We start from the raw sequence: 24,314 nt of genomic DNA, 5'->3' as shown, positions 1-24,314 counted from the left end.
TACCGAAAGTTATTGTTAAAGGGATCCGAGGACCTCAAGGACCTCAAGGACCTCAAGGACCTCAAGGACCTCAAGGACCTCAGGGACCACAGGGACTGCCGGGTCCACAGGGAGTTCCAGGCGCTCAAGGCCAGCAAGGGCTACAAGGTTTTCAAGGAATTCCTGGACCAACAGGTCCAGCAGGACCAGTGGGACCGGCAGGAGCGATAGGACCAGCAGGACCAGCGGGAACGGTAGGGGCGGTAGGACCAGCAGGAGCAACGGGGGCAGCAGGGCCTGCTGGCGCCGGGATATCAGACTTCTTAAGTGTTTTCCGAGCAGATCCTGGTACGGGAACCGACACAGTTCCGGGTAACTCACCAATTACCTTTACTGGAGTTTTGGCTAATGTTGGTGGTGCATTTACTTTCACTCCTCCATCTCCAACGATAACAATCAACGAAACGGGGAGCTATCTAATAGATTTTACAATTCATAACCAAGGCAATGCTGACTTTAACCTTACCGTAAATGGATTCCCTGTTACCCCAGTACCTTTCACGGGTAACGGTGGCGGACCAACTTCGGCAGAAGTCATTATTACTGTAGGGGTCGTTCCTACAACTATTCAATTAGTAAATGCAAATGCAACCCCAGCCCAACTTCATAACTTTACCAATACTACTCTTACTATATTAAAGTTGACTATTTAAGCCATTCTTAATGATATATAGAACATTATATGTAGCCGCTTTAGAAAAGACTGTACGATTTCATATCGTCAGTTTGTCTAATTACACTCATAGTAAGCAGACGTATTTATGGGGGGGATTGTGTAGCATGGCAAGAGAACGTAGTGGTAGTAATAAGATCCATTAAACATTACCACTACTCCAAAGCCTATCTTTAAAGTTAAAATGGAAAATCCGTAGTAACATGGTAAAAAGCAATGATATTATTCAGACATAGAAATATGGATGCTAAGAAGGTCAGGAAACTTTTCCTACCTTCTTTTTTTGTTGTGACAAAATAGGAACTATTGCTTTGATCCGTCAGAAACGACAACTCATGAGCGGCAATCAATATAAATTTTCTTTTTCGATTGGTCGCGAAAAATGGGAAGCTACAGAAGAACGGGCCGAGGTCGATTGGCCTAAAGTTTAGGCATTGCATCAAGTCGCTATCTGATCTTGGTTTCTTCGCAAAGTAAATTAAGAAGCATCCGCAATCATGAAGTGACCCCTTTCAAGCAGGCAGCTATCAAAAAGCAATAATTAAGCAGCCTGAGTACTGTATTCATAAGGAGTCAGGTTGTTTAGTTTCTCATGAAAGCGTTCATGGTTGTAGAAATGGATATACTTCTGGATGGCATGCTCCACCTGTTGAGCTGAGGCGAGAGGTATATTGAAATCCTTGGTCGCTATGCAGTAACACCTCGCGCGTCCTGTCGCTTTCTTGCCTTTTTCACCGTATCTAACACCAGGCTCAAATCTTTCTGCTGCTGATCTGGTAGGCAACCATTACGTTGTTAAGAAGATCCTGAGTCGTGGAAAGGTAGAGTCTCTGTCCATTGAACATGAGGTAAGTGATGTCCGTTACCCACTTTTGATTCGGCTGGTCAGTCTTAAACTCCCGGTTCAGATGATTGCCAGAAACAACGTAGGCTACTTTCTTGCCATAGTAGTACGATGCTATGTCCCTTACTAAGCAATTCTTGGATCACCGCAAACTTTTTACTCTTGGGTACAGCATCCATTCCTCCGTTCACATTTGCAAGAGCTTTTTTAGCATTTCATTTTCCGCTTCGAGGCGTTTCAGCTTGACCTCCGGATATTCGGGTCGTGTTCGAGGTCTGCCGATGCCTGGCCCTTTTGCTTTGCCTCGTTTTCCCTCTAGAGCATTAACTAACTTATCTTCTCTTAGAAAGAGAAACCGGAATCGGCAGGAATACATGGATCTGGCGTATACCTGTAGCAATCCATGATTTAAACAAGCGAATCCCAAGGACTATCGAATTAACAGAAAATGATGATGTATACTTTCCAAATATTGAACAAATCTTTGAAGTTTACAAAAATGACAAGAACAGAATATTTAACGAGCTTCACTTCATCGAAGCAACTTTCATTTAGCATTATAATGAGGCTAAGAGTCTAAAAGAGGGGCTTAACCAGCCTAAAGATAATTTGATTATGCTTGATAATAAAAACAGAAAACATACGAGTTTGGAAAATTTGGGGAGCTATATTTGAAACTGAGGAATCTAATCCTGCGAAAAAAAATTTAACCTTTCAAACATGAAAAACAGGTTTAGCCATATATTCAAAAAGGACCGATAGGTCCTTTTTTGTTTGAACAGAGCGGGTGAATCTTCTAAGACTATGATTTTGAAATCTGGGATGAGCGTTATAAGCCCCCGCATTTTACACAGCGTTGTAAATGCTTCAAATCTTATTCTGAAATCATTGTCCATCTAACCTATTAAAATTATAGATATCTTGTTATGCTATGTTCTTCTTCACTAAAGTCTGTGGTTTTGATCCTCTGTGTCTTATGTTGCTAAATGCGATGCCACATAAAATGATGATAACACCGATCCATTGAGACCAGCCTACAAATTCTCCTAATACAAGAGAAGACATAATAACGGCCATGGGTAATTCAGATGCAGTCATAATTGTACCCATTCCTGACCCAATATGTGGCATACCTATGGAGTACAAAAGCGGAGGCAGCACAACTCCGAACACCCCGAGGACTAATCCAAAAGGACTCAATCCTGCCAGCACATCGAGGTTAAATAAGAAGGTTGGCGGAAATACCACAAAAACAGTAATAACAGCTCCGGTTGAAAGAAGGGCGCTTTTCAGTGTGGGCGAAGATTCTTTCGCAACAGCACCACTGAGGAAAACAAATAAAGCGAATGTTGAAGCAGCCAATAGCCCCCAAATCGTTCCTTGCCACGAGAGTGAGAGATCACCTTGAGAAAAAATGTTTGCCGCCAAAACCGAGCCGATGAGCAGTATTCCAATCGAGATAAGTTTACCCCTGGTTGGTTTTTTCTTCTGGAGAACCCATTCGTATAGTGTCCCAATCCAAACAAACTGAAATAAAAGGACGATAGCTAGGGAAGCATTTATGGTCTGTAGCGATTGATAATAAAACATACCTGTCAGTCCAAATGGAATTCCGGATAGAAGGAGTTTTGTAACCTGCTTGTACGTAAGGTTTTTCTTTTTTACAAAAATTACAAACATCCAACTCAAAACTGCACCAAAGAAATACTGCACACCAGTTACCTCTGGTGTTGAAAAACCAGCGCTATATGCCAGTTTAACAAATGTGGAAAGTATGCCGTAACAACAACCTCCCAAGAAAACAATAACTGCATAATGCCACAACTTCATGAACAATCCTCCTTTTTTGAATACAAAAAAGCCACACAAATGCGTAAAGGCATTCGTGTGGCGAAAATAGAGATGACTCTCTAGAAAAATCCACATCCATCGGGTTTTAGTATTTCGTTCATTTCGGTATCAGTATAAAAGCAAAGGTTTGTTCTTGTCAATAATCTGATTCGGAGAGAATCAGGATGAAATCTAAAGTAGGTCAAAGCGACAGTAACAGTTAAATACAAAGTAATATGATTAAATAGCAATCAAGCCCAAATTATTTTTTAAATATTTGGGCCAAAATTACTTCATATATGAAATGTAAGAATGTTCATGTGAATTCCTCTCTACAAGTTAAATTCCAGAGAAAAAAACCTTGCATTTTCAAAAAAGAGTGTTTTATTATTGTCCGCAAAGGGAGCTTGTACATCAACTGGATTGTGACTGTTCAATCAGGCAATACCATTTCTGGCCAGAAAAGACGTACCTTCAGCTAACTTTCACAAAATTTGAGGGCTGTGACAAATCGGAAATCGCTAACACAGCCTTACAGGATTTAACCGTCGCAGGGCAAAACCTGGATCGCTAAACTTCCAGCATGGTGATGTTGCCTAAGATCTATGCACGGGGCAGCTATTCAGTTATTTTGATGCAAAGTCACAGCCAGAGAGGAAGAGTATTCATGAACTATGACCAGTTGGCCAAGGAGATTTTGTCTCGAGTTGGCGGTATTGAAAGCGTTACCAGCATTGTTCATTGTGTAACACGATTGCGCTTTCAATTGAAGGACGAAGGATTGTCCAAAACGGAATGGCTGCGACAGGAATGATTAAAGGATTCAATGAACTGTTTTTGTCTTTCGGTTGGATTACTGAAACATCTGGGACGTATCAATTGTCTTGATCTACTTCATTGGTTTTAAAGATCCAACAGAAACAATGTCAACAAATATGGGCGACAAACAAGAACCCATTCCCAACATAAGTCAATTGAATGACCAACCATTTGAAATTGTTAGTCCGATGACCGGTACTGTTGTTAGACTCCAAGATATTAAAGACGAGACTTTTGCAGGGGAACATATGGGTAAAGGAATAGCCATCCGCCCCACGAATGAACGTGTCGTTTCCCCAGTGAACGGCATTGTACAAACGATTTACCGTACTAAACATGCCATTGGTCTCATTAGTGATGACGGGGTAGAAATACTCATTCATATCGGACAAGATACGGTTCAGTTAAAAGGTCAGCATTTCAATGCATTTGTTAAGGATGGTGATCGTGTTCAGGTCGGTGATGTCATTGTAGGGACCAAAAATGACATGGTTAATGAAAAAGAACATTTAATCAAAGTATATGTATAAAAAATAGGGAGGTACGTGGAAATGTTTAATGAAATCACTAAATTCCCGGATAATTTTCTGTGGGGTGGAGCTACAGCTGCGAATCAAATTGAGGGAGCTTACCTGGCTGATGGTAAGGGACTGACGACCATTGATTTGATGCCGACGGGGCCCAAACGTAATCAGGTTTCGACTGGCAACTTAAATTCATTTGTACCCGAGGAAGGCGAGTTTTATCCTTCACATGAAGCTATCGATTTTTATCATCGTTATAAAGAGGATATCGCGCTTTTTGCTGAAATGGGTTTCAAATCATTTCGATGTCGATCTCCTGGGCCCGTATCTTTCCCAATGGTGACGATATAACTCCAAATGAAGCAGGATTGCAATTTTACGATGACGTGTTTGATGAACTTCTGAAGTACAATATTGAGCCTGTCGTTACGATTTGTCACTTTGATTTACCCGTGAACTTGGCGAAAACGTATGGCGGCTGGAAAAACCGAATCATGATTAAACTATTTGAAAAATACTCTAAAACACTGTTTGAACGCTATAAAAATAAAGTGAAATACTGGATGACATTCAATGAAATTAATATGTTATTGCATCTTCCTTATACAGGAGCGGGCATTATTTTTGAAGAAGGCGAGGACAAACAACAAGTTCTGTATCAAGCAGCGCATCATGAACTGGTTGCAAGTGCACTAGCAGTCAAGGCTTGTCATGAAATTATTCCTAACGCCATGATGGGATGTATGTTGGCGGCTGGAAATGTGTATCCATACAGTAGCAATCCGGAAGATTACTGGGAAGTAATGAAAATGGAGCGTGATTCATACTTCTTGATTGATGTGCAGTCCAAAGGGGAGTATCCCGGTTATGCCAAACGCTTTTTCATCGAGAATGGAATTCAGCTACAGCTTGAGTCTGAAGATTTGGAGATTTTGAAGACATATACTGTGGATTACATCGGTTTCAGCTATTATTCGAGCCGTTGTACCAGTGCTAATCCTGAAATTCTGAAAAATTTTACGGATAGGAATGTGTTTGGTTCCGTAATCAATCCTTACTTGGAAACTTCCGAGTGGGGATGGACGATTGATCCAAAAGGCATGCGTATTACCTGCAACCAGTTGCATGAAAGGTACAACAAACCATTGTTTATCGTTGAGAACGGACTTGGTGCGCAAGATACTCTTATGGACAACGATACCATTGAAGACGATTACCGCATCTCGTATTTGGATCTTCACTTTGCAGAGATTGCTGAAGCAATAAAAGATGGGGTTGATATTATAGGGTACACAAGTTGGGGGCCGATTGATCTTGTGAGTAACGGTACCGGCGAAATGAAGAAGCGGTATGGTTACATCTATGTGGACAAAAACAATGACGGTTCTGGCACGCTTAGAAGAATTAGAAAGAAAAGTTTTCATTGGTACAAAGACGTCATTGCGAGTAATGGAACAAAGTACTTTCAGAAATAATCACTTTATCTGTAATGGACCGCATAATCTTAAATTTTTGAAACTGCTGCAAATTGAAAGGGCATCAGACACTGATGCCCTTTTCTTTAGTTAGGGTGAAAAATATTGTTTATTGAATTTTTTTGTATATATCACCAAGTTTAGTGGCTTTGGTGTAATACAACCGTTGGGTGAGGATTTGATAGATATTGTGGACTACGGGCGCAGTTGGAGAAGATTACACCGGAGTTAATTAAGATTAACGGATCTTATTTCTTTCGTGAGCAGTTTGAATTTAGAGTGGACGCGAAAAAGGAGACTTAATCAAATGTGTATTTTTCATGTCAGACAAAGCTCCCCTTACTTTGACAGTCATTAAGCTGTATGTTTATTAATGAGTATTAAAAGAAGGAGAGGACAAAAAAATGAGAATGAAATTAGGAAGGAAAGCTACTTTATGTTTTTCCACAATCGCTCTCTTGTTTTCAGTTATTGCTCCGTTGTCAGCTTCTGCAGATGCAGCAACTGTAACGCTTGACACTTACAAAAATTTCACAAATCAAGAAATAGTTTTATCACAATCAGTAATATTTAAAGATGACACGGCATATACAGATGTATCAGTTACAGGGAAAAGAGTGAAATTTTCAATTAATGGTTTGGAAAATCCTTTTAATGCTAATTATTATAATCGTTTGGTCTGGACAAGTGATGAAAATACACCGAGTATAGAAAATACGTTATCAGTAAAAATTGCACCAAAAACAGGGAGTCTTTACGGTTCCAGTAGCTATGAGAACCTTTCTCTGATAAAACAAAAGATCAACTCTGATTCAAAAGTATATGGATGGATTCAATTAGAATCAAAAGAGTGGGCTAAAGCAGGATCAGCTATAATTAAATATTAAAAAATCCTTAACGTTTGAGGTAAGTGAATGCTCAAATAAAACAGAAATCTCTGCTAACCACAACTGGTCGGCAGAGATTTTTCGTTGACCAGTTTGAATTAGAGTAGATGTGAAAGGCTCAACCAGGTACTGGCTGAGTCTTTTTTATACCCAATAAAAAATAAATATGAAAATATTTAGATTATATTTAAAGATCAGCAAGTTTATGTTTAGACAGGTTTTTAAGAATGATTTATATTGGTAATAGTTCAATATATTGCTAGGAAGAGATCGAGTGATAAGTAAAATTAAAGCATTATGGAGCATTTTAATTGTAGTGATAGTGTTCTTGAATATGTCAGCTTTAGAGGTAAAAGCAGAAGCTGAAAGCGATGAATGGTCGATTAAAACGACTATGGAAAATCCTAAGGTGGTAAGTGCTGTTTCTGAATTGAATGGCAAGATATTTATTTTCGGTGGTTCTTCAGAATCAAACCCATATAAGGATGTTCAAATTTATGATCCGAAAAATAATATATGGGCCTCAGGAAGTAGCATGCCTACGGCTCGTTCTACAGCAACTTCCGTTGTTTATAGAAATGATATTTATGTTATTGGTGGCTATACAGGTAATGCCTTTAGCTGGACAGGAGGCTCCTCAGTAAATAATGTTGAAGTTTACAATACCCAGACAGATACATGGAGTGTTAGGAAAGCTATGCCGCAGGCTGGCTTTAGGTTCGTTGACAAGTGTTTTGTATAAGGGAAAGATTTATGTGTTTGGTGGGATGACAACAAATACGCGTTCAGTTGCTACTGTCCAAGTATATGATCCGGCTTCCGACAGCTGTTCAACGAAGAAACCTATGCCGAATACACTTCATGGTTCCTCTGCAGTTGTACATAAGGACAAAATCTATCTTGTAGCAGGTAGACATATTGATAATAATTCAAATGTCTCACTAAACACATTTCTTGAATGTGATCCTGATAACGATAACTGGTCAACTAAACCCAATCTTTTGACAGCACGTGGAGGGGCCCAAGCTGTCATTTATTCCAATAAAATATTTGCTATTGCTGGAAAAACTGAAGCAGGTGGACGTAGTTATGAACTTAATACAGTAGAATCCTTTGATTTTGAACAGAATAACTGGTCTCCTGAGGCTAGCTTAAAGCAAGCCAGAAGTGGGGCAGGGGCTATAACATTAGGTGGACAAATTTACGTTATTGGAGGAAGTCAGAGTACATTGGCAAATTCTCCGGTTAATACTATAGAGATATTCGGGAAGATTGACGGTTCCACACCTGAGCCGGCACCAACTCCCGAACCAACTGATCCATCTCTACCAACTGGGGACCGTGCAATTCTGGTGGTTACTATGACAACTGGTTTGGAAAAGGAGTTTGACCTAAGCATGAAAGAGGTCAATGACTTTATCTCATGGTATGAGGGCAAGCAGGCTGGTTCTGGATCGGCTTCATACGCCATTAATAAACACGATAATAATAAAGGTCCATTCAGCAGCCGAAAGGATTACATGCTATATGATCGTATCCTAACATTTGAAGTAAGTGAATATTCTAAATAAATTTAAAAGCTCTGCTAACCTTAATTGGTCGGTAGAGCTTTTAACTGTTCACGCCTCTTATAATGTATCAAGGTATTCTTTCTGGGATTTGATATAATCTTCCACACCATCATGATAGGTAAATCTACCGCCATTTTTATCAATAATCCAGTTGATCTTCTCGTCATTTAACAAGACTCCATACATGCAGTGATGAAGCAGTTCAATTTGTTTTTCATCCCTAATTCGGATCAAGTGTTTTTCTTGTTCGTCAATGAGGTACCATTTCGTTTCTGTTTCATCTACATCTAGATCTACATCCGCATCCACATACAGTATTGATACCGACAAGGGGAATGGCCAGTCAAACCAATGTTCTCGCTTGTCTTCTCTATAACCTTCAAATGCCATGGTTATTTCCTCCTACTTGGATAATTTCCTGATTAGTTAAATGTAACTAACGTGCTGCGATTGTACGCTTTATTGAACACTGTTTTTTGGGAACTCGCAGCTATCCTCAGCCTTTGGCATCTTGGCACCAATGGGGTGAATGACCTGCCGTTTGAGGTTGGCACGAACTGCGATGCGTCTGTTTAGGCTGGGTTAATGGGGGGGAGGTCCGAACTTTATTGTAAATCCCTCATTTGCTCAATTTGTAAAGGCAATGCTGGTTCAAGGGAGAATTTTCGGCAGTAGCCCCTTTTGACAATGGACGAGTAGGCTTTTAGGAATACACACATTAAATTTACTGCTGTTCTTGTCTTATCCTATTGGCTCAGGAATATCGCCCCCATATTCTTTCCATGGCTTTACGTGCGCCATCGTAAACTTCTGCAAAAGTTTAGTGTAACTTTGGCAACCGTCTATTCCGCTATTGTTGTTGCATAATAGTTGTGTCCACTTTCGTCGTTCATTGTTCTGATCTGTATAGTATACGGAAACGCCGGGTAACAAAAAAGTTGAACGCTTTGTTACCTGATATCGAACGCTACTCCAATACTCTACAATAATTCTGCTGAGCGAAGACGGGTGCCCAACATGATGGAACTGGAGATAAAGACAGGTAGCAGTGTAGTGGACATAAAGGCGCGCGGTTGCTGGCTTTGGGAAGAAGGGGACAACAAGAGCGATATGCGCTCTATATTGTAATCATAGAGGGCTGGGATGGTGACCAAAAGATCATTACATTTTCCTCGTCTGGAAATAGGCATTATACGTTATTAAACCTCCAATGATCTGGAGTTTATTTTTTGTACTCAGAATATAATTTGTGCATAACACATCAGGAGCCTACATACATGTCAAAAAGACTCGAAGGTAATGGATTATGGGAAAGCAGCTGCATCTTCATACTGGAACATAAGGAAGCGTATCTAAAGCTCATGAAAGACCGTCAAGGGCGCGGCAAGCCAGAGTTGGATGATCAGGAAGTGCAGCTAATCGAACAAGCGCTAATAGATTCCTACAACTCACGTACGGCTGTCACGCGGTGAGGATGATTTTAGCTGGATTAAGTTGGAGGATATTATTTCTGCAAGTACATAAAAGGCCCTAGGTAACCGGGTCTTTTTTACGTCCTTTACCAAGTTAAAATATGTTTACTATTTAATATTTTTCGTATATATTAATATTTGGAAATTATTTTTTCATAAATTTTTCCTGCGAAAATAGATTGAATTAATAGAGGAGATTATCTCAATGAGCATTTCATTAAGAATAGAACGTAAATCCGGTGGTGAACCAATCGAGTTTATAAAAGGTGAGATCACTGGCTTTACTTATAAGAATAATAGTTCCATAAACCTTTCAGCTAAGTCTACAAACTTGGCTCATTCGCTACATATTCGAAGCAAAATTCCGCTTCATTCGCTTCCTTCAGTTATATACAATGCGGATAATTCCAACATGCTGTACACATGGGCAAACGCAGAATATAAACCTGATAGTGAGGACTACTATCGAAAATGTAACATCCAAGTCGTGAGAAATGAAAACGCGATCCGTGATATTACGTTTACACACGCTTATGTAGATAAGTATCAAGAACAAATTGATACCAGCAAAGAGATTCTTGAGTTTGAACTTGTTTTAAAACAAAAAGAAGATCAATTGGGAAAAATTCAGTACACTCCTCAGTTAGAACTTAAGGAAACAAGAGAACAGGATCAGCCTGATGTCTCGCAAAAAATACTAGAAGGCGCATATAGTAAGAATATGTTAGTGTATGCAGGAAATAATACTTTTCCGTTTGAAAATCCTATGGTAGAACTAGAAAAGACTTGGGTACGAGGCGTAGAGAAGGTAAAAGATTCGACAGACACTGTAATACATTTTCCTGATCGTAAAGCATTTACATTAGTAGCTGTTCCTATAGCTCGAAAGAAGTACGGGGACATCACAGCCAATTTACTTCAACATTCCCTTGATTACAAACCAGGACATTTACACTTTAATGAGTGGTCGTATGAGGCGCAGCAAATTAAAAAATCCAAAGAACATAATATGTATGTAATTGATAAAGCAGTACAAAAAGCTAACGACAAAAAAGTTAAAAGTTTTTCAAGTGAGGGGTCTATTGCAATTGAAAGTGACAGAGATTTGTATAACGCTTTTCACAAAATGAAGTACAAAATAGATGGAACATATGTAAAAGGACAATGGGAAATTACTACAATATATTATGATAAATATAATTTTGAATATAATTTTAAACAAATGTTTACTGGGGACAACAAGCTCGGTTGGGCTGCGGCCAACCTAACAAATTTAATGGAATCATGGGGAACACTCAATGAGTATACATCTTATGTTACAGTAACTGATACAAAAAAGGCTTGGAAGTGAGGTGTGAAGTGCAGATGAAGCGCAGATACATCTACATTTTGATCTCTCTACTAGTTATAGCTACTACTTTAATTTTTCTGGCAAATTCTGGAGACGACACAATCAGGAAGTACCCATATGGCAAAGATACGTTAGAGTTTTTTGGAGATGGGACTTTTCAGATTTACAGAGGAGGAGGAGCCGGTGAGCCTCCAATACTATACACTCATCAAATTGAAGCTCCAAATTCAGTGATTGATAACGTTCTGTCTTATAAAATAGAAAAAAATATCGTATACGTGGTTGGTGAAAAAGGCTTCATTAAATTGGATTCAAGTACCAACACGTACGAGCAAAAGAAACGGATTTCCGACTTTACTTCCAAAGATAGAGAAATATTCAATAAATTAATAGAAAAATAGAAGTTATCATAGCAAATGTGTTAGAAAGGGAGCTTTAATTTGTTCACTAAGGTTAAGTTAATATGCGCTTTAGTTGAGTAATTGTTATGTAAGTATTCTAAATTTATAAAGAATGGTTAACCACCAGTGGTGATTTTATGATTATTAAAATTGAAGGTCACTTTTTTCAAAATTTGATTACTGGTCACCAATGCACACAAGAAGAACTATATCAAAAGTATATACAAGCAAAAATGATAACTCTTAATATTAGAGATTTACCTGATATATTTTGTCGACTTCATAATTTTAATCGATTGCGTTTTGAAGATGACACAGAGGTTGGTTATGTGATTGATACAGATACAGACAGGATATACAGACCGATATATTGATGTTTAAAGCGATTTATCCGAAAGAGATCTTCCTATCTCCTTAAATTACAAGTAATGAAGGACTCACATAACTGGCTGACAGAACAAAAAATAGATACATAATAAGGAGAGGTCTTATAGCGGTGGGAAAATATACTTGTCCTTGCTGTGGTTACAAAACCTTAAACGATGAACCGCCTGGAACCTATGATATTTGTGAAATTTGTTTTTGGGAAGATGATGGTATTCAGTTTGCAGATCCTGATTATGATGGTGGGGCAAACATAGTATCTTTAAGACAGGGCCAGCAAAATTATAAAGTATTTGGCGCTTGCGAAGAAAAATGCATAGAGTTTGTGAGAAAAGCCTCAGATAAAGATATACGCGATACGAACTGGGAACCCTATAACTAACTGAAACGTTAGTTCTACTTGCCATCTAATGTTAAGAGGAATTTTCTTGAAGTTTTTGAAGGAGCAAATATAGATATGTGGGGTGGCACTGGAACGCGCCGAAGGGTTTAATCGATTAGCCAGGCAAAGAGTGGTACAAGGGCTTCTTCGGGGATTCCACCACAAAAACGGCCTTTTTTATCGTTGGGGATAAGATCAAAGTAACAAGCCAAGGTACTTGGAACTGGACAGAACGTTTAATATCGTAAGGCGAGTAGCTTGACCTTACATAAATTCTTTTGAAATATCACCAAACCGTTGCATAATCCGAAAGAATGGGTGATACCCTACTGGCATGCGCTGACGGGATGTTTATTGTTTTGGAATATAGTAGAATTCATTAATTGAGTCTTGAGGAGTGAAAAATATATACTCGAAGCCATAACTCAATGCAATTAAATTGAATTAAGGCAGATATAAAGAAGGACTCTATCAGCTAAATGCTGTAGGAGTCCTTCTTGTTGTTCTTTAGTTGTGGCAATAGTAAAAGTTCTTCATCAGTGGCACCTTGCTGGGTACGCTGGTAAAGTGTTTTTATTTTCCTAGAAGTCCATCCCATAAACAAGACCTCGCATAGCCTGTGGAGTAAACAAAGGAGGCGTTACGTGTGAGAGGAATAGAAAGAGGTTACGAAGAGACGGCCGGGAAGATTTGGACATCGATAGCTGCTGTCTTGGCACTCTTCATATTGTTGGTAATCATCTTGAAATTAATTCTTTTATAAAGATTATTAGGCTCTACCGGTTTATCTGGGTGTGAGCCTTTGTTTTGTTTACCTGCATGCCCTATCACTGAACGTATTTATACATATATTAAGGTGAACGACAAATAAAGGAGGTTTAAGACATGGGTGCATATGAAGGTGCAGGTGGCGGCGGTGTATGGACTTCTACAGCGGCAATTTTAGTGCTCTTTATTCTCTTAGTTATCATCACTAAATCACTTTGGGTTTAATTCGTGAAAAGAACTGTTGGATAATACCACTTCACTCATGGATGGCAAATAGTTGAACTCAATGAGCGCATAAGCTATTTGGCAATAGCTACAGTATTCGCTTCTCTTTTGGCGAATACTTGGTGGATTTCCTGCCATAATAGATTTGCGCTTATTGTATTTTGTAAGAAGGGGAATGTTTCATTGAATGGGTACAATCCTTCCTAATACCTAAATTTAATCTCAGATAGGGCTTTATTAGTTTGCAACAATAACTGGTATGAGTCTTTTATTTGCGATAATACGCACGATACTTTGACACATCTTTCAGTATAGTATTTAGAAGATTTATTATACTTTGGAGGTATCCTATGATAAGAGAATTGGCTTGAGGGTTAATTGCTTTCACTGGCGGCTATTGGGGATGAGATTATTGTGAAAATACAAGAGAGTAATGTAACTGTTGATCATAAGTACAAATTGGTAAAGTAGAATACCGAACTGTTCGCAGCTACGCTAAGTCAGGTAGATGGAAATAATAATCCAATATTCGAAAATGTACATGATCAACTTAAAAGTATTGAGACTAAAAGAGACATGCTAAATCGAAAAAATTAGGTGTTGTGATTTGATGCTTGAATTCTTTTTAAAGCTATGATTTTCTTAGTAGATTCAATATATTTTTCCAGCGGCCATTTCTTAGCTTTTGTTTATATAGCAAAATTACATAACATTTTCCCATTAGTGAGTTTATTCTTAAAATTGATTCTTGAGATGGGGTTATAATTACGGCGATACAATTTTAGTAGGATTATTCATCCAAAACTAAAAGACTCTATCCAAATATCGACAGAGTCTTTTGTATGAATATTTGTTTTAGGATGGAAAAAGTGTTTCGGAATCTGCGGAACCGCCGTCACCAAGCCAACGGTTAGGACCTGCAAATGAGAAAGTTTTCCCGTTTCCAGATATTTTGACATTAGCGATTTTCCAACCTGGTTTATACCCAGATCCATCAGTTCTAATAGTAATTTTTCTGATGTCACCTAGGTTACTAGTGCTGATTCTTGTTGTATCGGAATCTCCTTGTTCAAAGCTACCATTGAGTGTAGCGGTAGCATAATCTCCATTAGAACCATACAGAGTTATAGAGATGTTCGAGTCTGTTCCAGCATCTTTGAGATTGGCCGTATTTACAGTAACGACATATTCAACATTAGCAAAAGGCGTAACAGACTCTATACTTCTATTTGAGTCTTGTAATGAACTATAAGTGTCACTTGTGACCTGATCTGCAAAAGAAGGTGCAGCAAAAGCTACAGATGAGATAAGCATTGCTACTGATGCTAGTAAAGATACTTTTTTCATTAAATTGTTACCACCTTTCTAGTATTTGTATTTAATGTTATACATGTGTAATGTATTTGTATATAGTTCATTGGTTGTGAAGAGAAATTTTTTTCTTGTCTTTGTTTGTTGTATTTTATCTTTATGTGTCGGATATTAGCTTTCTAATAATCATGTAAGGAGATGATTATTTAGAGAAGGATTTTTAGCGCTTATCCAGAATGAATTGTCGAGGTGACCAACATGAATCATACATATGAAGAGTTGATCGAATATCGAATTGTTTTCAGCTGCATTAAGTCAGATAAGAGCATCTGTAGTCCATCCGTTGAGTAGGATATGATGGAGCTTGTGGAATACGGTGGTGGGCAAGTGGGGCCTTATAAAATTTAAAAATAAAAAATTGAGCAAACAATGCAGCAGCGTACAAACCCTGGACGGATTTACAGCCAGAATACTTAAGTGAAAAAAGCTGAAACAAGTTTGAGGGCTATAGGTGTGGTCAGTTGTACACAAAGTATTTGAGTCAAGAATGCTGCTGCTTTGACTGGGTACTATTTCGCTTCTGTTTTAACCAGTGGAAGCATAGTTGAATATGTCGATGGTATTTAAAAGGAAGGCAACTGAATTTAGCAGTTCTATGGAATTTAGGAGTTGGTGTATCGTTTAACACAAAAAAAGCAGGAAGAATTCTTCCCGCTTTTGCTTGAAAACGATTATTAGCGTCTGCGTTGTCTATCATTTACGCTAAACAGATTAACAGCCAGTGCGTTACCTCTTGCACGCGCAATGGCTCTTTGAGTGGAACGGATGTTTGATCTTCTTCTTCTCAAATCACGTCTGCAATGTCTTCTGCTCATATTATCACCTCCCTTCAAAGAAATGAAGGTACGGTTAAATCTTAGTGGCGTTTATGCTTACGCTTGGCAATTTTGATATTCAAGGCATTGGTTGCTAGTGCATTTCCGCTTCCTGTTTTAGCAGCTGCGGCTTGAAAGACTTTAACGACCAGATATCTGTTTTTCCCGATGCGATGCTTATACGTTTTAACTCTATTTCTGATCATCTGCATATCTCCTTTGCTTAGTTCTGCTATATACATATGTCAATTGTGATAGTAATGTATCAGCATAAATCTATTAAAAGCAAAAAGAAGCTAGTACCTATATTCCTAATGGTTAATAAAAAAACTCATGCGAACCTGTCTTCGCCTTTTCAACTTTACGTTGCAGGAGAATGTTATAGGCAGGTCGGCATGAGTCTAATAGTGTAGATAAAGATAATAGGCAGTTAGTATGAAAATTATTTACTATTAAGAGTGTTAAGTTTTTTCTCGTAGTACGCCTCTTGAGCAAGAATATGATTCAGTTGTTCAGAGAGCTGTTTATATTCTTGGCTGTCTTCTGGATAATTATTTCTTTCGAAAATTACAGCTTCGAGTTGCTTTTCTAAATACCTGAAATGGATAAGTATTTGTATATACTTAATACGGTCGTAGGTTGTTATGTGGGAGTTCTCTTTTGCATACAAATGATCCATTGTTGGAACTACACAGCTTATGGCGATAAATATCACAACAAACGCTGAAATTATAATTTTTTTCATTTAATTCCTCCTACAGAGCTATAAGTAATTAATATACCATATTTATCTAAAATAAAGAAAGATCTATTAGTTTTGCCCATGACAGTATAGCTGCTCAAGGTCAGTGGGGAATTATTTGAGATGAGGAGGCTGATTTTTAGTAGAAAAAATAGGGATAGGTTGCTGAAATGAAAAAAAAGTTGTGAGATACATAATAAACATAATAGCAATATAAAACCGGCTTGCCCTAGGCAGCCGGTTTTATATTAGTGGATAGAATAACGGGGCAGAAAGAACGAGAAATCAGTGGAAGTCCCGGAAGAGTCCTACAACCTTGCCCAAAATGCTGACGTGTGTCAGGCGAAGCGGTTCAAAGGCTGGATTTTCAGGTTGAAGCCGGATATGATCCTTTTCTTTGTAGAAGGTTTTAACTGTAGCTTCGTCTTCATCTGTCATAGCTACAACAATATCACCATTATCAGCGGTCTGCTGCTGACGTACGATTACATAGTCTCCGTTAGCAATACCAGCTTCAATCATGCTTTCGCCTACAACAGATAACATGAATATTTTATCCTCACCAACAAAGTGTTGGGGAAGAGGAAAGTAATCTTCAATATTTTCTGTCGCCGTAATAGGAAGGCCAGCAGTTACTTTGCCGACGACGGGGACACGACTAATGGAGTAATTAATCAAGTTGCTGTTATCCGATTCGTCTTGACCGAGTAACTCAATAGCCCGTGGTTTTGTAGGATCGCGGCGAATGAGTCCTTTTTTCTCTAAACGATCCAAATGACCATGAACCGTAGAACTGGAGGCTAATCCGACAGCCTCGCCTATTTCGCGTACAGAAGGGGGGTATCCCTTTAGACGCACTTCATTGCGGATAAATTCAAGAATGGCCTGCTGGCGGCTCGAAATCTTAGACATACCGTATCAACCCCATTTAGTAACGTTTGGGAAAATTATAGCATAGAACCTCCGTTCGTACAAACATAAGTTCTAAATAATCCCTAAAAATAATTACGAACTTTTGTTCTCTTTTCTATTGAACAAAACAAATGTTCGTGTTATATTGTGAAAACATAAGAACAAACGTTTGGAGGACACAGCCAATGATGAAATATAGCACTTATCAAAGTATTTTTCCGATGAATTTAGAAAATTTACAGGAGACTCGAAAAGAGGGTAGGGCACGTTTTATGCAGATTATTACCAATACTCTTTTACTTAAGCTTCTTATTATAGTGATTGTTGCTTGGATTGCAGGGGCAGGTGTACTTACAGTTTTCGCGGCACCTTCAGCTTCCAAGGAAGAAGTGACTAAACTGACCGTACAACCTGGGGATACGTTGTGGGAGATTGCCGCAAATCATAAACCGGAACGAATGGATACACGGGTATATATAGAAGGAATTGTGCGGATTAACGGTTTGGAGGATCGGGGAGTGCAAGTAGGTCAGGTACTCAAGCTTCCTAACTTCTGATCTTTAGACTATTAGAGCTTGTCAGGGAGCGTAATACGGGAGCCTTGACAAGCTCTTTTCTACATGTCAAAGTGTATTATATCTTTGCTTTTATGGAGGGGACACAATTTGGATATAGACAGCTTGGTACAGCGCATTAATGAATTAGCGCGCAAAGCAAAATCCGAGGGTTTGACGGAAGAGGAAGCCACAGAGCGCGCCAATCTACGGGAAATTTATTTAGGTAACATTCGCCGTAATTTTCGGCAGCAGCTTGAGACGATTGAATTTGTGGACGATGATACATCGAAAGGAAATGACGGGCTGAAGCATTAATGTTGTTAAAGTGCCCAAGCCTGCAATTTGCCTTTTGTTTTAGGTACCTTTTATGGTATCTATATAGATCAGCTTTGAGGCAATTGTTTTAATGTAATATATCTGGGAAGGAATTGAGAGATGGCCCGATCATTTGAAAGAAAAGTACGCAAAAACACAGCGCATTTAAATAAATCGCGCAAAAAGCAAGGCATTCAAACCATTAGCGGCGCAGGTTCTACAATGGATATTTTCCGTGGCCGTAACATTACTGTGCCAATTATGCTGGCTGGTCTTTCTGTATTGTACATGCTTATGAGTTACTTTTTGACTAAGACCGGTATGCGAGGGATGGATTGGCTTGTATTCGGCCTGTACTTGATGCTGGCTGTTATCTTTTTCATCCGTCGTCCTTATTTGAAAGTGGGAAAGGATACTCTCTATATGCTGAAAGGTGGTAGAAAACGTCCAATGACGGCAGGGGACATGAAAGCCATCAAGATTGAAAAGGGTTACGTAACCGTTGAAAGAAAAGGTAAGGGTGGTAATTTTATTTTCACAAAATCATTAGGTCGCTATGACACGGATGCCATTGCAGAGCGACTTGAGAAGTTTGCGCTATCCAATCAGATACAGGTAGACAAGAAATAACTGATTTAGCCTGTAGCTCTGTAACAAAGGCCGTATGATGTTATTTCATATAACATGCTGCGGCCGCTTGCTTAATATGGGCACACATAACGATTCAAATGCTTAATCAAGCAAATAGGCGTACATATACTGTGGAAAGAGAGTGGATAATTCAGATGACGATTCAGGCGGTAATGTTTGATCTTGATGATACCCTTTTGTGGGATGAACGTAGTGTAGAAGAGGCATTTGATGCAGCGTGTCAAACAGGCTCCCGTGAAGCAGGCGTTGATCCAAAAACTCTGGAGGAAGCCGTACGTAAGGAAGCACGCGCTTTGTATGAATCCTATGAAACCTTTAGTTTTACTCAAATGATCGGCATTAATCCGTTTGAAGGATTGTGGGCGAATTTTACAGCAGGTGAGCAACCTGAATTCCGCCAATTGGAACAGTTGGCCCCTGTTTATCGAAAGGAATCATGGCGCAGAGGACTCCAGCAACTAGGGATAGATAATGAGAAGTTGGCGGAAAAGCTGGCTACCCAATTTGCTTCGGAAAGACGCGCGCGTCCACATGTATATGAAGAAACGTTCGAGATTTTAGAACAATTGAAGGGACATTACAAGCTGTTATTGCTGACAAATGGCTCCCCTGATCTACAACAGGAGAAACTGGATGGAGTTCCTCAATTAGCTCCTTTCTTTGATCATGTTGTCATTTCAGGTTCATTTGGTCGAGGCAAGCCTGATCCGTCTATATTCCAGCATGCTTTGGGGCTTCTTGGTATTGAGCCTGAACATGCTTTAATGGTAGGAGATAAACTGACGACTGATATTCAAGGAGCGTTGGCAGCAGGTGTACACTCGGTCTGGGTGAACCGAAACACTAAAACCAATACCACAGAGATCAAGCCGAAGTTCCAAATCAAGCATCTGTCTGAATTGGACGGAATTATTCAATCGTTAAGCTAAGAAATCAATAGTCTTTAGAAACGAGTATTAAGAAAACTCCCTTCGCTATTGTTACAGAGCAGAGGGAGTTTTTTTATTCACACAAGGATAAATTCGTAATTATGCTTTAATGAAGGTTGGATCTTCATACGGTTCGGCAATCCAGCCATTTTCTTCGATGAACAAGCGGATTGCGACGATCTTTTGATTCTCCATTAAAGTGAAGAAGTGAGGTATATTTTCAGGTACGGAGATAACGTCCCCCGGTGAAAGCTCTACGTTAAAATAGCCGATCTCTTCAGGGCCTTTAATGATGAAGATGCCTTTACCAGCGACAATGGCACGGATTTCATCCTCGGTGTGGGTGTGAATTTGCTCAAACTTGGCCAGCAGCTCGTTCAAATTCGGCGTTGCTTCAGATAAAGTGATAACGTCCCATATTTTATATCCGCGACGTGCGGCTAAATCCTTGATTTCGGGTTCAAATGTTTTGAGAACAGCGGCCTTTTGATCATCTGTTAAGGTAAAGTTCTCTTGCAGCTCACCAGACAATTTGGAAGCATCCCAATGTTCATACAATATCTCGTGACTCTCCAGAAATTCACGTACTTGTTCTTCACCGCTAATTCGTTCATTGGTATTACGTATTAAGATTTCGGCCATATATATATTCCCTCTTTTCCACTTGGATTAATGTTGTATAAAGAATACCATGTCTTGAAACGTTGTACAATACAGGATTTCAACATTTTATAATGCAAATGACCATAGCTAAAGGATGCAGGGTTAAGTACGCTCTATAATGCTACAAACTATAAAAATGGATAAGAGAAGTCATTTTTACAAAGAACAACCTGTATAAAACGTATGTTTTTACTTCAATCTATCTAAATGATACGGTTTCTGCTAAACTAGGATTTAACGTTTTGCGGGGGTGAAGAAATTTGGATAAAGTTAGCTTGCAGGATGCATTACAACGAAGAATACTCCTTCTTGATGGGGCCATGGGCACCATGATTCAACAGGAAGACCTTTCCCCCGATGATTTTGGTGGGGAAGAGCTGGAGGGCTGTAATGAAATGCTGGTCTTAACGAGACCGGATGTCATTCAAGGGATTCATGAAGCATACTTGAAGGCCGGAGCAGATCTAATTGAAACGAATACATTTGGAGCAACATCCGTCGTTTTGGCGGATTACGATATACCAGAACGTGCCCGTGAAATTAATCTGGTGGCGGCCAAACTGGCGCGTAACGCGGTGGATAAATACAGCACTGCGGACAAGCCTCGTTTTGTAGTAGGAGCTATGGGCCCAACCACGAAAACCTTGTCTGTCACAGGTGGGGTTACATTTGCTGAACTGATTGAAAGCTATCAAGAGCAGGCCTTGGCGCTTATTGAAGGCGGGGTCGATGTACTGCTATTGGAGACCTCACAGGATACGCTTAACGTCAAAGCTGGAAGCATCGGAATTCGGCAAGCTTTTGAGCAGACAGGTATCGAGCTTCCGCTAATGATTTCAGGCACGATTGAGCCTATGGGAACGACATTGGCCGGACAAAATATCGAATCCTTTTGCATATCACTGGAACACTTGCACCCAATTTCGATTGGATTGAATTGTGCTACAGGTCCAGAGTTTATGCGTGATCATATTCGCTCTCTGTCTGAAATGTCCTCTGCAGCTATTAGCTGTTATCCAAATGCGGGATTGCCCGATGAAAATGGCCAATACCATGAATCGCCTGATTCATTAGCACGTAAAATGGCTGCTTTCGCTGAAAAAGGCTGGTTGAATATTGCCGGGGGATGTTGTGGTACCACGCCTGAGCATATTCAAGTTATGAGTGAAAGTATGGCGCAGTTTGAGCCGCGTCCGCTGGTAGGTCATCATCCTCCTGCCGTATCGGGCATTGAGCCTGTATATATTGAACAGGACAATCGTCCGTATATGGTTGGTGAGCGAACGAATGTTCTGGGCTCCCGCAAATTCAAGCGTTTGATCGTGGAAGGCAAATATGAAGAGGCATCTGAAATTGCCCGTGCTCAGGTAAAAAGCGGAGCGCATGTCATTGATATTTGTGTGCAGGACCCGGATCGCGATGAAATGACGGATATGGAAGCATTTTTGAAACTGGTTGTAAACAAGGTAAAGGTACCTTTAGTGATTGATACCACGGATATTAAAGTCATTGATACAGCACTTCAATATTCGCAAGGCAAGGCAATAATTAACTCCATTAATTTGGAGGATGGTGAAGAGAAATTTGAGAAAATGGCTCCTCTTATTCATAAGTACGGCGCCGCTGTTGTTGTTGGAACAATTGATGAACGCGGACAGGCTATTTCACGTGAGGATAAGCTTGAGGTAGCTAAACGTTCTTATGATCTGTTGGTGAACCGTTACGGTTTGGCAGCGGAGGATCTAATTTTTGATACGCTCGTATTCCCAGTAGGAACAGGTGATGAGCAATATATCGGTTCAGCTAAGGAAACCATTGAGGGCATTCGCATTATTAAAGAAGCGCTTCCCGGGGTGCATACCATCCTGGGCATCAGTAACGTATCTTTTGGTTTGCCGGAAGCGGGTCGTGAAGTGCTCAATTCCGTCTATTTATATGAATGCACCAAAGCAGGTCTGGACTATGCGATTGTAAACACTGAGAAGCTTGAACGTTATGCATCCATTCCAGAGCATGAGCGGAAACTTGCGGAAGACTTGATCTATAAAACAAATGACGATACTTTATCCGCTTTTGTAGCAGCTTTCCGTAACAAGAAAGTGGAGAAAAAAGAAAAGATATCAAACCTTTCGCTCGAAGAACGACTGGCTTCCTATGTAGTCGAGGGAAGTAAGGAGGGACTCATTCCGGATCTGGAGCAAGCGCTCGTGAAATATTCTTCGCTGGAGATTATTAACGGCCCGCTGATGAAGGGGATGGAGGAAGTAGGACGACTGTTTAACAATAACGAACTGATTGTTGCGGAGGTGCTGCAAAGCGCTGAAGTGATGAAGGCGTCCGTAGCCTATTTAGAGCCGTTCATGGAGAAGAATGAATCCTCAGTAAAAGGTAAGATTTTGTTGGCTACAGTCAAAGGTGATGTGCATGACATTGGTAAGAATCTGGTGGAGATTATTCTATCCAACAATGGTTACCATATCGTGAATCTGGGTATAAAAGTACCACCAGAACGCATTATTGAGGCTTACCGTGAAGAAAAGGCCGATATGATTGGCTTATCCGGACTGCTTGTTAAATCGGCACAACAAATGGTGCTGACCGCACAGGATTTGAAAAATGCGAATATTGATATTCCAATAATGGTTGGTGGAGCTGCTTTAACACGTAAGTTCACTAAAAATCGTATCCGTCCTGAGTATGATGGTCTGGTTGCCTATGCAAAGGATGCTATGGATGGGCTGGATATTGCCAACAAGCTTATGAATCCTGAGTCCCGCAAAAAAATGGCTGAGGACATGGAGGCTGAGCGGGAGGCTGAAGCGGCAATAGTAGTGGAAGCCAAGCCGCTCCCTAAGCTCACTCGAGCTGTGCGCTCTAACATTGCTCAGGATCTGCCCGTCTATATTCCACCAGATACGGATCGTCATGTACTGCGTAATTATCCACTGAATTATATTTTGCCTTACGTGAATATGCAAATGCTAATGGGGCATCATCTTGGTTTAAAAGGCAATGTTGAGCAGCTGCTGGCTTCGGAAGATCCGAAAGCGATTCAGTTGAAGGAAACCGTGGACAGCATCATGTTTGAAGCTGTGACGGACGGAATCATCCAGGCACATGCTATGTATCGTTTCTTTCCAGCGCAGTCCCAAGGAAATCAAATTCTGATCTATGATCCGTCGGATGTGAGCAAGGTACTGCACACATTTACATTCCCGCGCCAGCAGGTAGAGCCTTATCTATGTCTGGCTGATTTCTTGAAATCAGTGGAATCCGGGGTTATGGACTATGTAGGTTTCATGGTCGTTACAGCTGGTCATGGGATTCAGCAGATATCTACCCGGTGGAAAGATAAAGGGGATTATCTGCGCTCGCATGCACTTCAAGCGGTAGCACTCGAAGTAGCAGAAGGGTTAGCGGAACGGCTTCACCATATTATCAGGGATAGCTGGGGGTTCCCAGACCCTGCCGATATGACAATGAAACAGCGACACGGTGCCAGATATCAAGGCATACGGGTATCCTTTGGCTATCCGGCATGTCCAGATCTGGAGGATCAGGGGCCGTTGTTCCAGTTGTTAAAACCTGAGGATATTGGCGTTGAGCTGACGGAAGGGTTTATGATGGAACCGGAGGCTTCTGTATCAGCCATGGTGTTCAGCCACCCTCAGGCGCAGTATTTTAACGTCGAAAAGGTTTAACACCTTTATCAGA

At 40.0% G+C, this 24,314-nt stretch carries 26 protein-coding genes and 2 pseudogenes; 20 read left to right on the top strand and 8 right to left on the bottom strand.

Annotated features, from left to right (window positions below):
* Nucleotides 1–12 precede the first annotated feature (12 nt).
* A complete protein-coding gene (locus MKY24_RS14575) occupies nucleotides 13–210 on the top strand; it encodes a hypothetical protein (RefSeq protein ID WP_339200250.1) in 198 nt (65 codons plus the stop codon).
* Complete coding sequence (locus tag MKY24_RS14570) at nucleotides 189–692, top strand: hypothetical protein (protein WP_339200249.1); 504 nt, start codon at nucleotides 189–191, stop codon at nucleotides 690–692. Before MKY24_RS14575 ends, MKY24_RS14570 begins: the two co-directional genes overlap by 22 nt.
* Before the next feature lie 1,788 nt (nucleotides 693–2,480).
* On the opposite strand, the gene MKY24_RS14565 is transcribed toward MKY24_RS14570, so the two are convergent.
* The gene (locus MKY24_RS14565; protein WP_339200248.1) at nucleotides 2,481–3,386 is read right to left on the bottom strand and encodes a DMT family transporter; all 906 of its coding nucleotides are present in this window, start codon (nucleotides 3,384–3,386) and stop codon (nucleotides 2,481–2,483) included.
* A gap of 667 nt (nucleotides 3,387–4,053) precedes the next feature.
* On the opposite strand from MKY24_RS14565, the gene MKY24_RS14560 reads away from it, so the two are divergent.
* The 6 genes and pseudogenes from MKY24_RS14560 to MKY24_RS14535 all read left to right on the top strand — a co-directional run bounded on the left by MKY24_RS14560 (nucleotide 4,054) and on the right by MKY24_RS14535 (nucleotide 8,662).
* A complete protein-coding gene (locus MKY24_RS14560) occupies nucleotides 4,054–4,200 on the top strand; it encodes a PTS transporter subunit EIIB (protein WP_143109556.1) in 147 nt (48 codons plus the stop codon).
* A 121-nt stretch (nucleotides 4,201–4,321) separates the two neighbouring features.
* Nucleotides 4,322–4,735 (top strand): PTS glucose transporter subunit IIA, encoded by a 414-nt coding sequence (locus MKY24_RS14555; RefSeq protein WP_339200247.1) that lies wholly within the window; start codon nucleotides 4,322–4,324, stop codon nucleotides 4,733–4,735.
* A 21-nt stretch (nucleotides 4,736–4,756) separates the two neighbouring features.
* Nucleotides 4,757–6,204 (top strand): annotated as a pseudogene (locus MKY24_RS14550) (6-phospho-beta-glucosidase).
* 404 nt (nucleotides 6,205–6,608) lie between these two features.
* Nucleotides 6,609–7,091, top strand: coding sequence for a hypothetical protein (locus tag MKY24_RS14545; RefSeq protein WP_028541738.1), 483 nt, complete (start codon nucleotides 6,609–6,611; stop codon nucleotides 7,089–7,091).
* 274 nt (nucleotides 7,092–7,365) lie between these two features.
* The gene (locus tag MKY24_RS14540) at nucleotides 7,366–7,833 is read left to right on the top strand and encodes a kelch repeat-containing protein (RefSeq protein WP_339200246.1); all 468 of its coding nucleotides are present in this window, start codon (nucleotides 7,366–7,368) and stop codon (nucleotides 7,831–7,833) included.
* 25 nt (nucleotides 7,834–7,858) lie between these two features.
* Nucleotides 7,859–8,662 carry a hypothetical protein gene (locus MKY24_RS14535; RefSeq protein ID WP_302055735.1) on the top strand — a complete coding sequence of 268 codons (804 nt, stop codon included), beginning with the start codon at nucleotides 7,859–7,861 and terminating at the stop codon, nucleotides 8,660–8,662.
* Between the two features lie 57 nt (nucleotides 8,663–8,719).
* On the opposite strand, the gene MKY24_RS14530 is transcribed toward MKY24_RS14535, so the two are convergent.
* Complete coding sequence (locus tag MKY24_RS14530) at nucleotides 8,720–9,052, bottom strand: hypothetical protein (protein ID WP_023989013.1); 333 nt, start codon at nucleotides 9,050–9,052, stop codon at nucleotides 8,720–8,722.
* Nucleotides 9,053–9,939: 887 nt separating this feature from the next.
* Between MKY24_RS14530 and MKY24_RS14525 the strand changes: the two are divergent.
* The 7 genes and pseudogenes from MKY24_RS14525 (at nucleotide 9,940) to MKY24_RS14495 (ending at nucleotide 13,645) form a co-directional block, all read left to right on the top strand.
* A pseudogene (locus MKY24_RS14525) lies at nucleotides 9,940–10,186 on the top strand (YolD-like family protein).
* Between the two features lie 153 nt (nucleotides 10,187–10,339).
* Complete coding sequence (locus MKY24_RS14520) at nucleotides 10,340–11,485, top strand: hypothetical protein (RefSeq protein ID WP_254347420.1); 1,146 nt, start codon at nucleotides 10,340–10,342, stop codon at nucleotides 11,483–11,485.
* A gap of 14 nt (nucleotides 11,486–11,499) precedes the next feature.
* Nucleotides 11,500–11,886: a hypothetical protein gene (locus tag MKY24_RS14515; RefSeq protein WP_028541735.1), complete on the top strand. Its 387-nt coding sequence runs from the start codon at nucleotides 11,500–11,502 to the stop codon at nucleotides 11,884–11,886.
* 137 nt (nucleotides 11,887–12,023) lie between these two features.
* Nucleotides 12,024–12,260: a hypothetical protein gene (locus tag MKY24_RS14510; protein WP_068942636.1), complete on the top strand. Its 237-nt coding sequence runs from the start codon at nucleotides 12,024–12,026 to the stop codon at nucleotides 12,258–12,260.
* A gap of 122 nt (nucleotides 12,261–12,382) precedes the next feature.
* Entirely contained in the window at nucleotides 12,383–12,652 is a 270-nt protein-coding gene (locus MKY24_RS14505) for a CPCC family cysteine-rich protein (RefSeq protein WP_023989009.1), read from the top strand.
* 655 nt (nucleotides 12,653–13,307) lie between these two features.
* Complete coding sequence (locus MKY24_RS14500) at nucleotides 13,308–13,415, top strand: hypothetical protein (RefSeq protein WP_023989008.1); 108 nt, start codon at nucleotides 13,308–13,310, stop codon at nucleotides 13,413–13,415.
* 122 nt (nucleotides 13,416–13,537) lie between these two features.
* Nucleotides 13,538–13,645, top strand: a complete 108-nt coding sequence (locus tag MKY24_RS14495) for a hypothetical protein (RefSeq protein WP_023989007.1) — start codon at nucleotides 13,538–13,540, stop codon at nucleotides 13,643–13,645.
* 855 nt (nucleotides 13,646–14,500) lie between these two features.
* Here MKY24_RS14495 and MKY24_RS14490 read toward each other — a convergent pair.
* From MKY24_RS14490 to lexA, 5 genes are all read right to left on the bottom strand, one after another.
* Nucleotides 14,501–14,992 (bottom strand): PLAT/LH2 domain-containing protein, encoded by a 492-nt coding sequence (locus MKY24_RS14490; protein WP_023989006.1) that lies wholly within the window; start codon nucleotides 14,990–14,992, stop codon nucleotides 14,501–14,503.
* 698 nt (nucleotides 14,993–15,690) lie between these two features.
* Nucleotides 15,691–15,831, bottom strand: a complete 141-nt coding sequence (locus MKY24_RS14485) for a hypothetical protein (RefSeq protein WP_202404308.1) — start codon at nucleotides 15,829–15,831, stop codon at nucleotides 15,691–15,693.
* 41 nt (nucleotides 15,832–15,872) lie between these two features.
* Complete coding sequence (locus tag MKY24_RS14480) at nucleotides 15,873–16,037, bottom strand: hypothetical protein (protein WP_177235818.1); 165 nt, start codon at nucleotides 16,035–16,037, stop codon at nucleotides 15,873–15,875.
* 236 nt (nucleotides 16,038–16,273) lie between these two features.
* Nucleotides 16,274–16,576 (bottom strand): hypothetical protein, encoded by a 303-nt coding sequence (locus MKY24_RS14475; protein ID WP_028541732.1) that lies wholly within the window; start codon nucleotides 16,574–16,576, stop codon nucleotides 16,274–16,276.
* Nucleotides 16,577–16,858: 282 nt separating this feature from the next.
* The gene (gene lexA, locus MKY24_RS14470; protein WP_013310545.1) at nucleotides 16,859–17,485 is read right to left on the bottom strand and encodes a transcriptional repressor LexA; all 627 of its coding nucleotides are present in this window, start codon (nucleotides 17,483–17,485) and stop codon (nucleotides 16,859–16,861) included.
* A gap of 188 nt (nucleotides 17,486–17,673) precedes the next feature.
* Between lexA and MKY24_RS14465 the strand changes: the two genes are divergently transcribed.
* The 4 genes from MKY24_RS14465 (at nucleotide 17,674) to MKY24_RS14450 (ending at nucleotide 19,937) form a co-directional block, all read left to right on the top strand.
* A complete protein-coding gene (locus MKY24_RS14465; RefSeq protein ID WP_071559624.1) occupies nucleotides 17,674–18,042 on the top strand; it encodes a LysM peptidoglycan-binding domain-containing protein in 369 nt (122 codons plus the stop codon).
* A gap of 108 nt (nucleotides 18,043–18,150) precedes the next feature.
* On the top strand, nucleotides 18,151–18,357 hold the full coding sequence (locus tag MKY24_RS14460; protein WP_013310543.1) for a DUF896 domain-containing protein: 207 nt from the start codon (nucleotides 18,151–18,153) through the stop codon (nucleotides 18,355–18,357).
* Between the two features lie 120 nt (nucleotides 18,358–18,477).
* Nucleotides 18,478–18,987, top strand: coding sequence for a hypothetical protein (locus MKY24_RS14455; RefSeq protein ID WP_339200243.1), 510 nt, complete (start codon nucleotides 18,478–18,480; stop codon nucleotides 18,985–18,987).
* Between the two features lie 155 nt (nucleotides 18,988–19,142).
* The gene (locus MKY24_RS14450; RefSeq protein WP_339202335.1) at nucleotides 19,143–19,937 is read left to right on the top strand and encodes an HAD family hydrolase; all 795 of its coding nucleotides are present in this window, start codon (nucleotides 19,143–19,145) and stop codon (nucleotides 19,935–19,937) included.
* A gap of 99 nt (nucleotides 19,938–20,036) precedes the next feature.
* Here MKY24_RS14450 and MKY24_RS14445 read toward each other — a convergent pair whose 3' ends face one another.
* Entirely contained in the window at nucleotides 20,037–20,579 is a 543-nt protein-coding gene (locus MKY24_RS14445) for a cupin domain-containing protein (RefSeq protein ID WP_023989001.1), read from the bottom strand.
* A 281-nt stretch (nucleotides 20,580–20,860) separates the two neighbouring features.
* On the opposite strand from MKY24_RS14445, the gene metH reads away from it, so the two are divergent.
* The gene (gene metH, locus MKY24_RS14440; RefSeq protein WP_339200242.1) at nucleotides 20,861–24,301 is read left to right on the top strand and encodes a methionine synthase; all 3,441 of its coding nucleotides are present in this window, start codon (nucleotides 20,861–20,863) and stop codon (nucleotides 24,299–24,301) included.
* The last annotated feature ends 13 nt before the right edge of the window (nucleotides 24,302–24,314 follow it).

Source organism: Paenibacillus sp. FSL P2-0322, from assembly GCF_037975315.1.
Lineage (GTDB): Bacteria > Bacillota > Bacilli > Paenibacillales > Paenibacillaceae > Paenibacillus > Paenibacillus polymyxa_B.
This window is presented reverse-complemented; position numbering and strand designations above follow the sequence as displayed.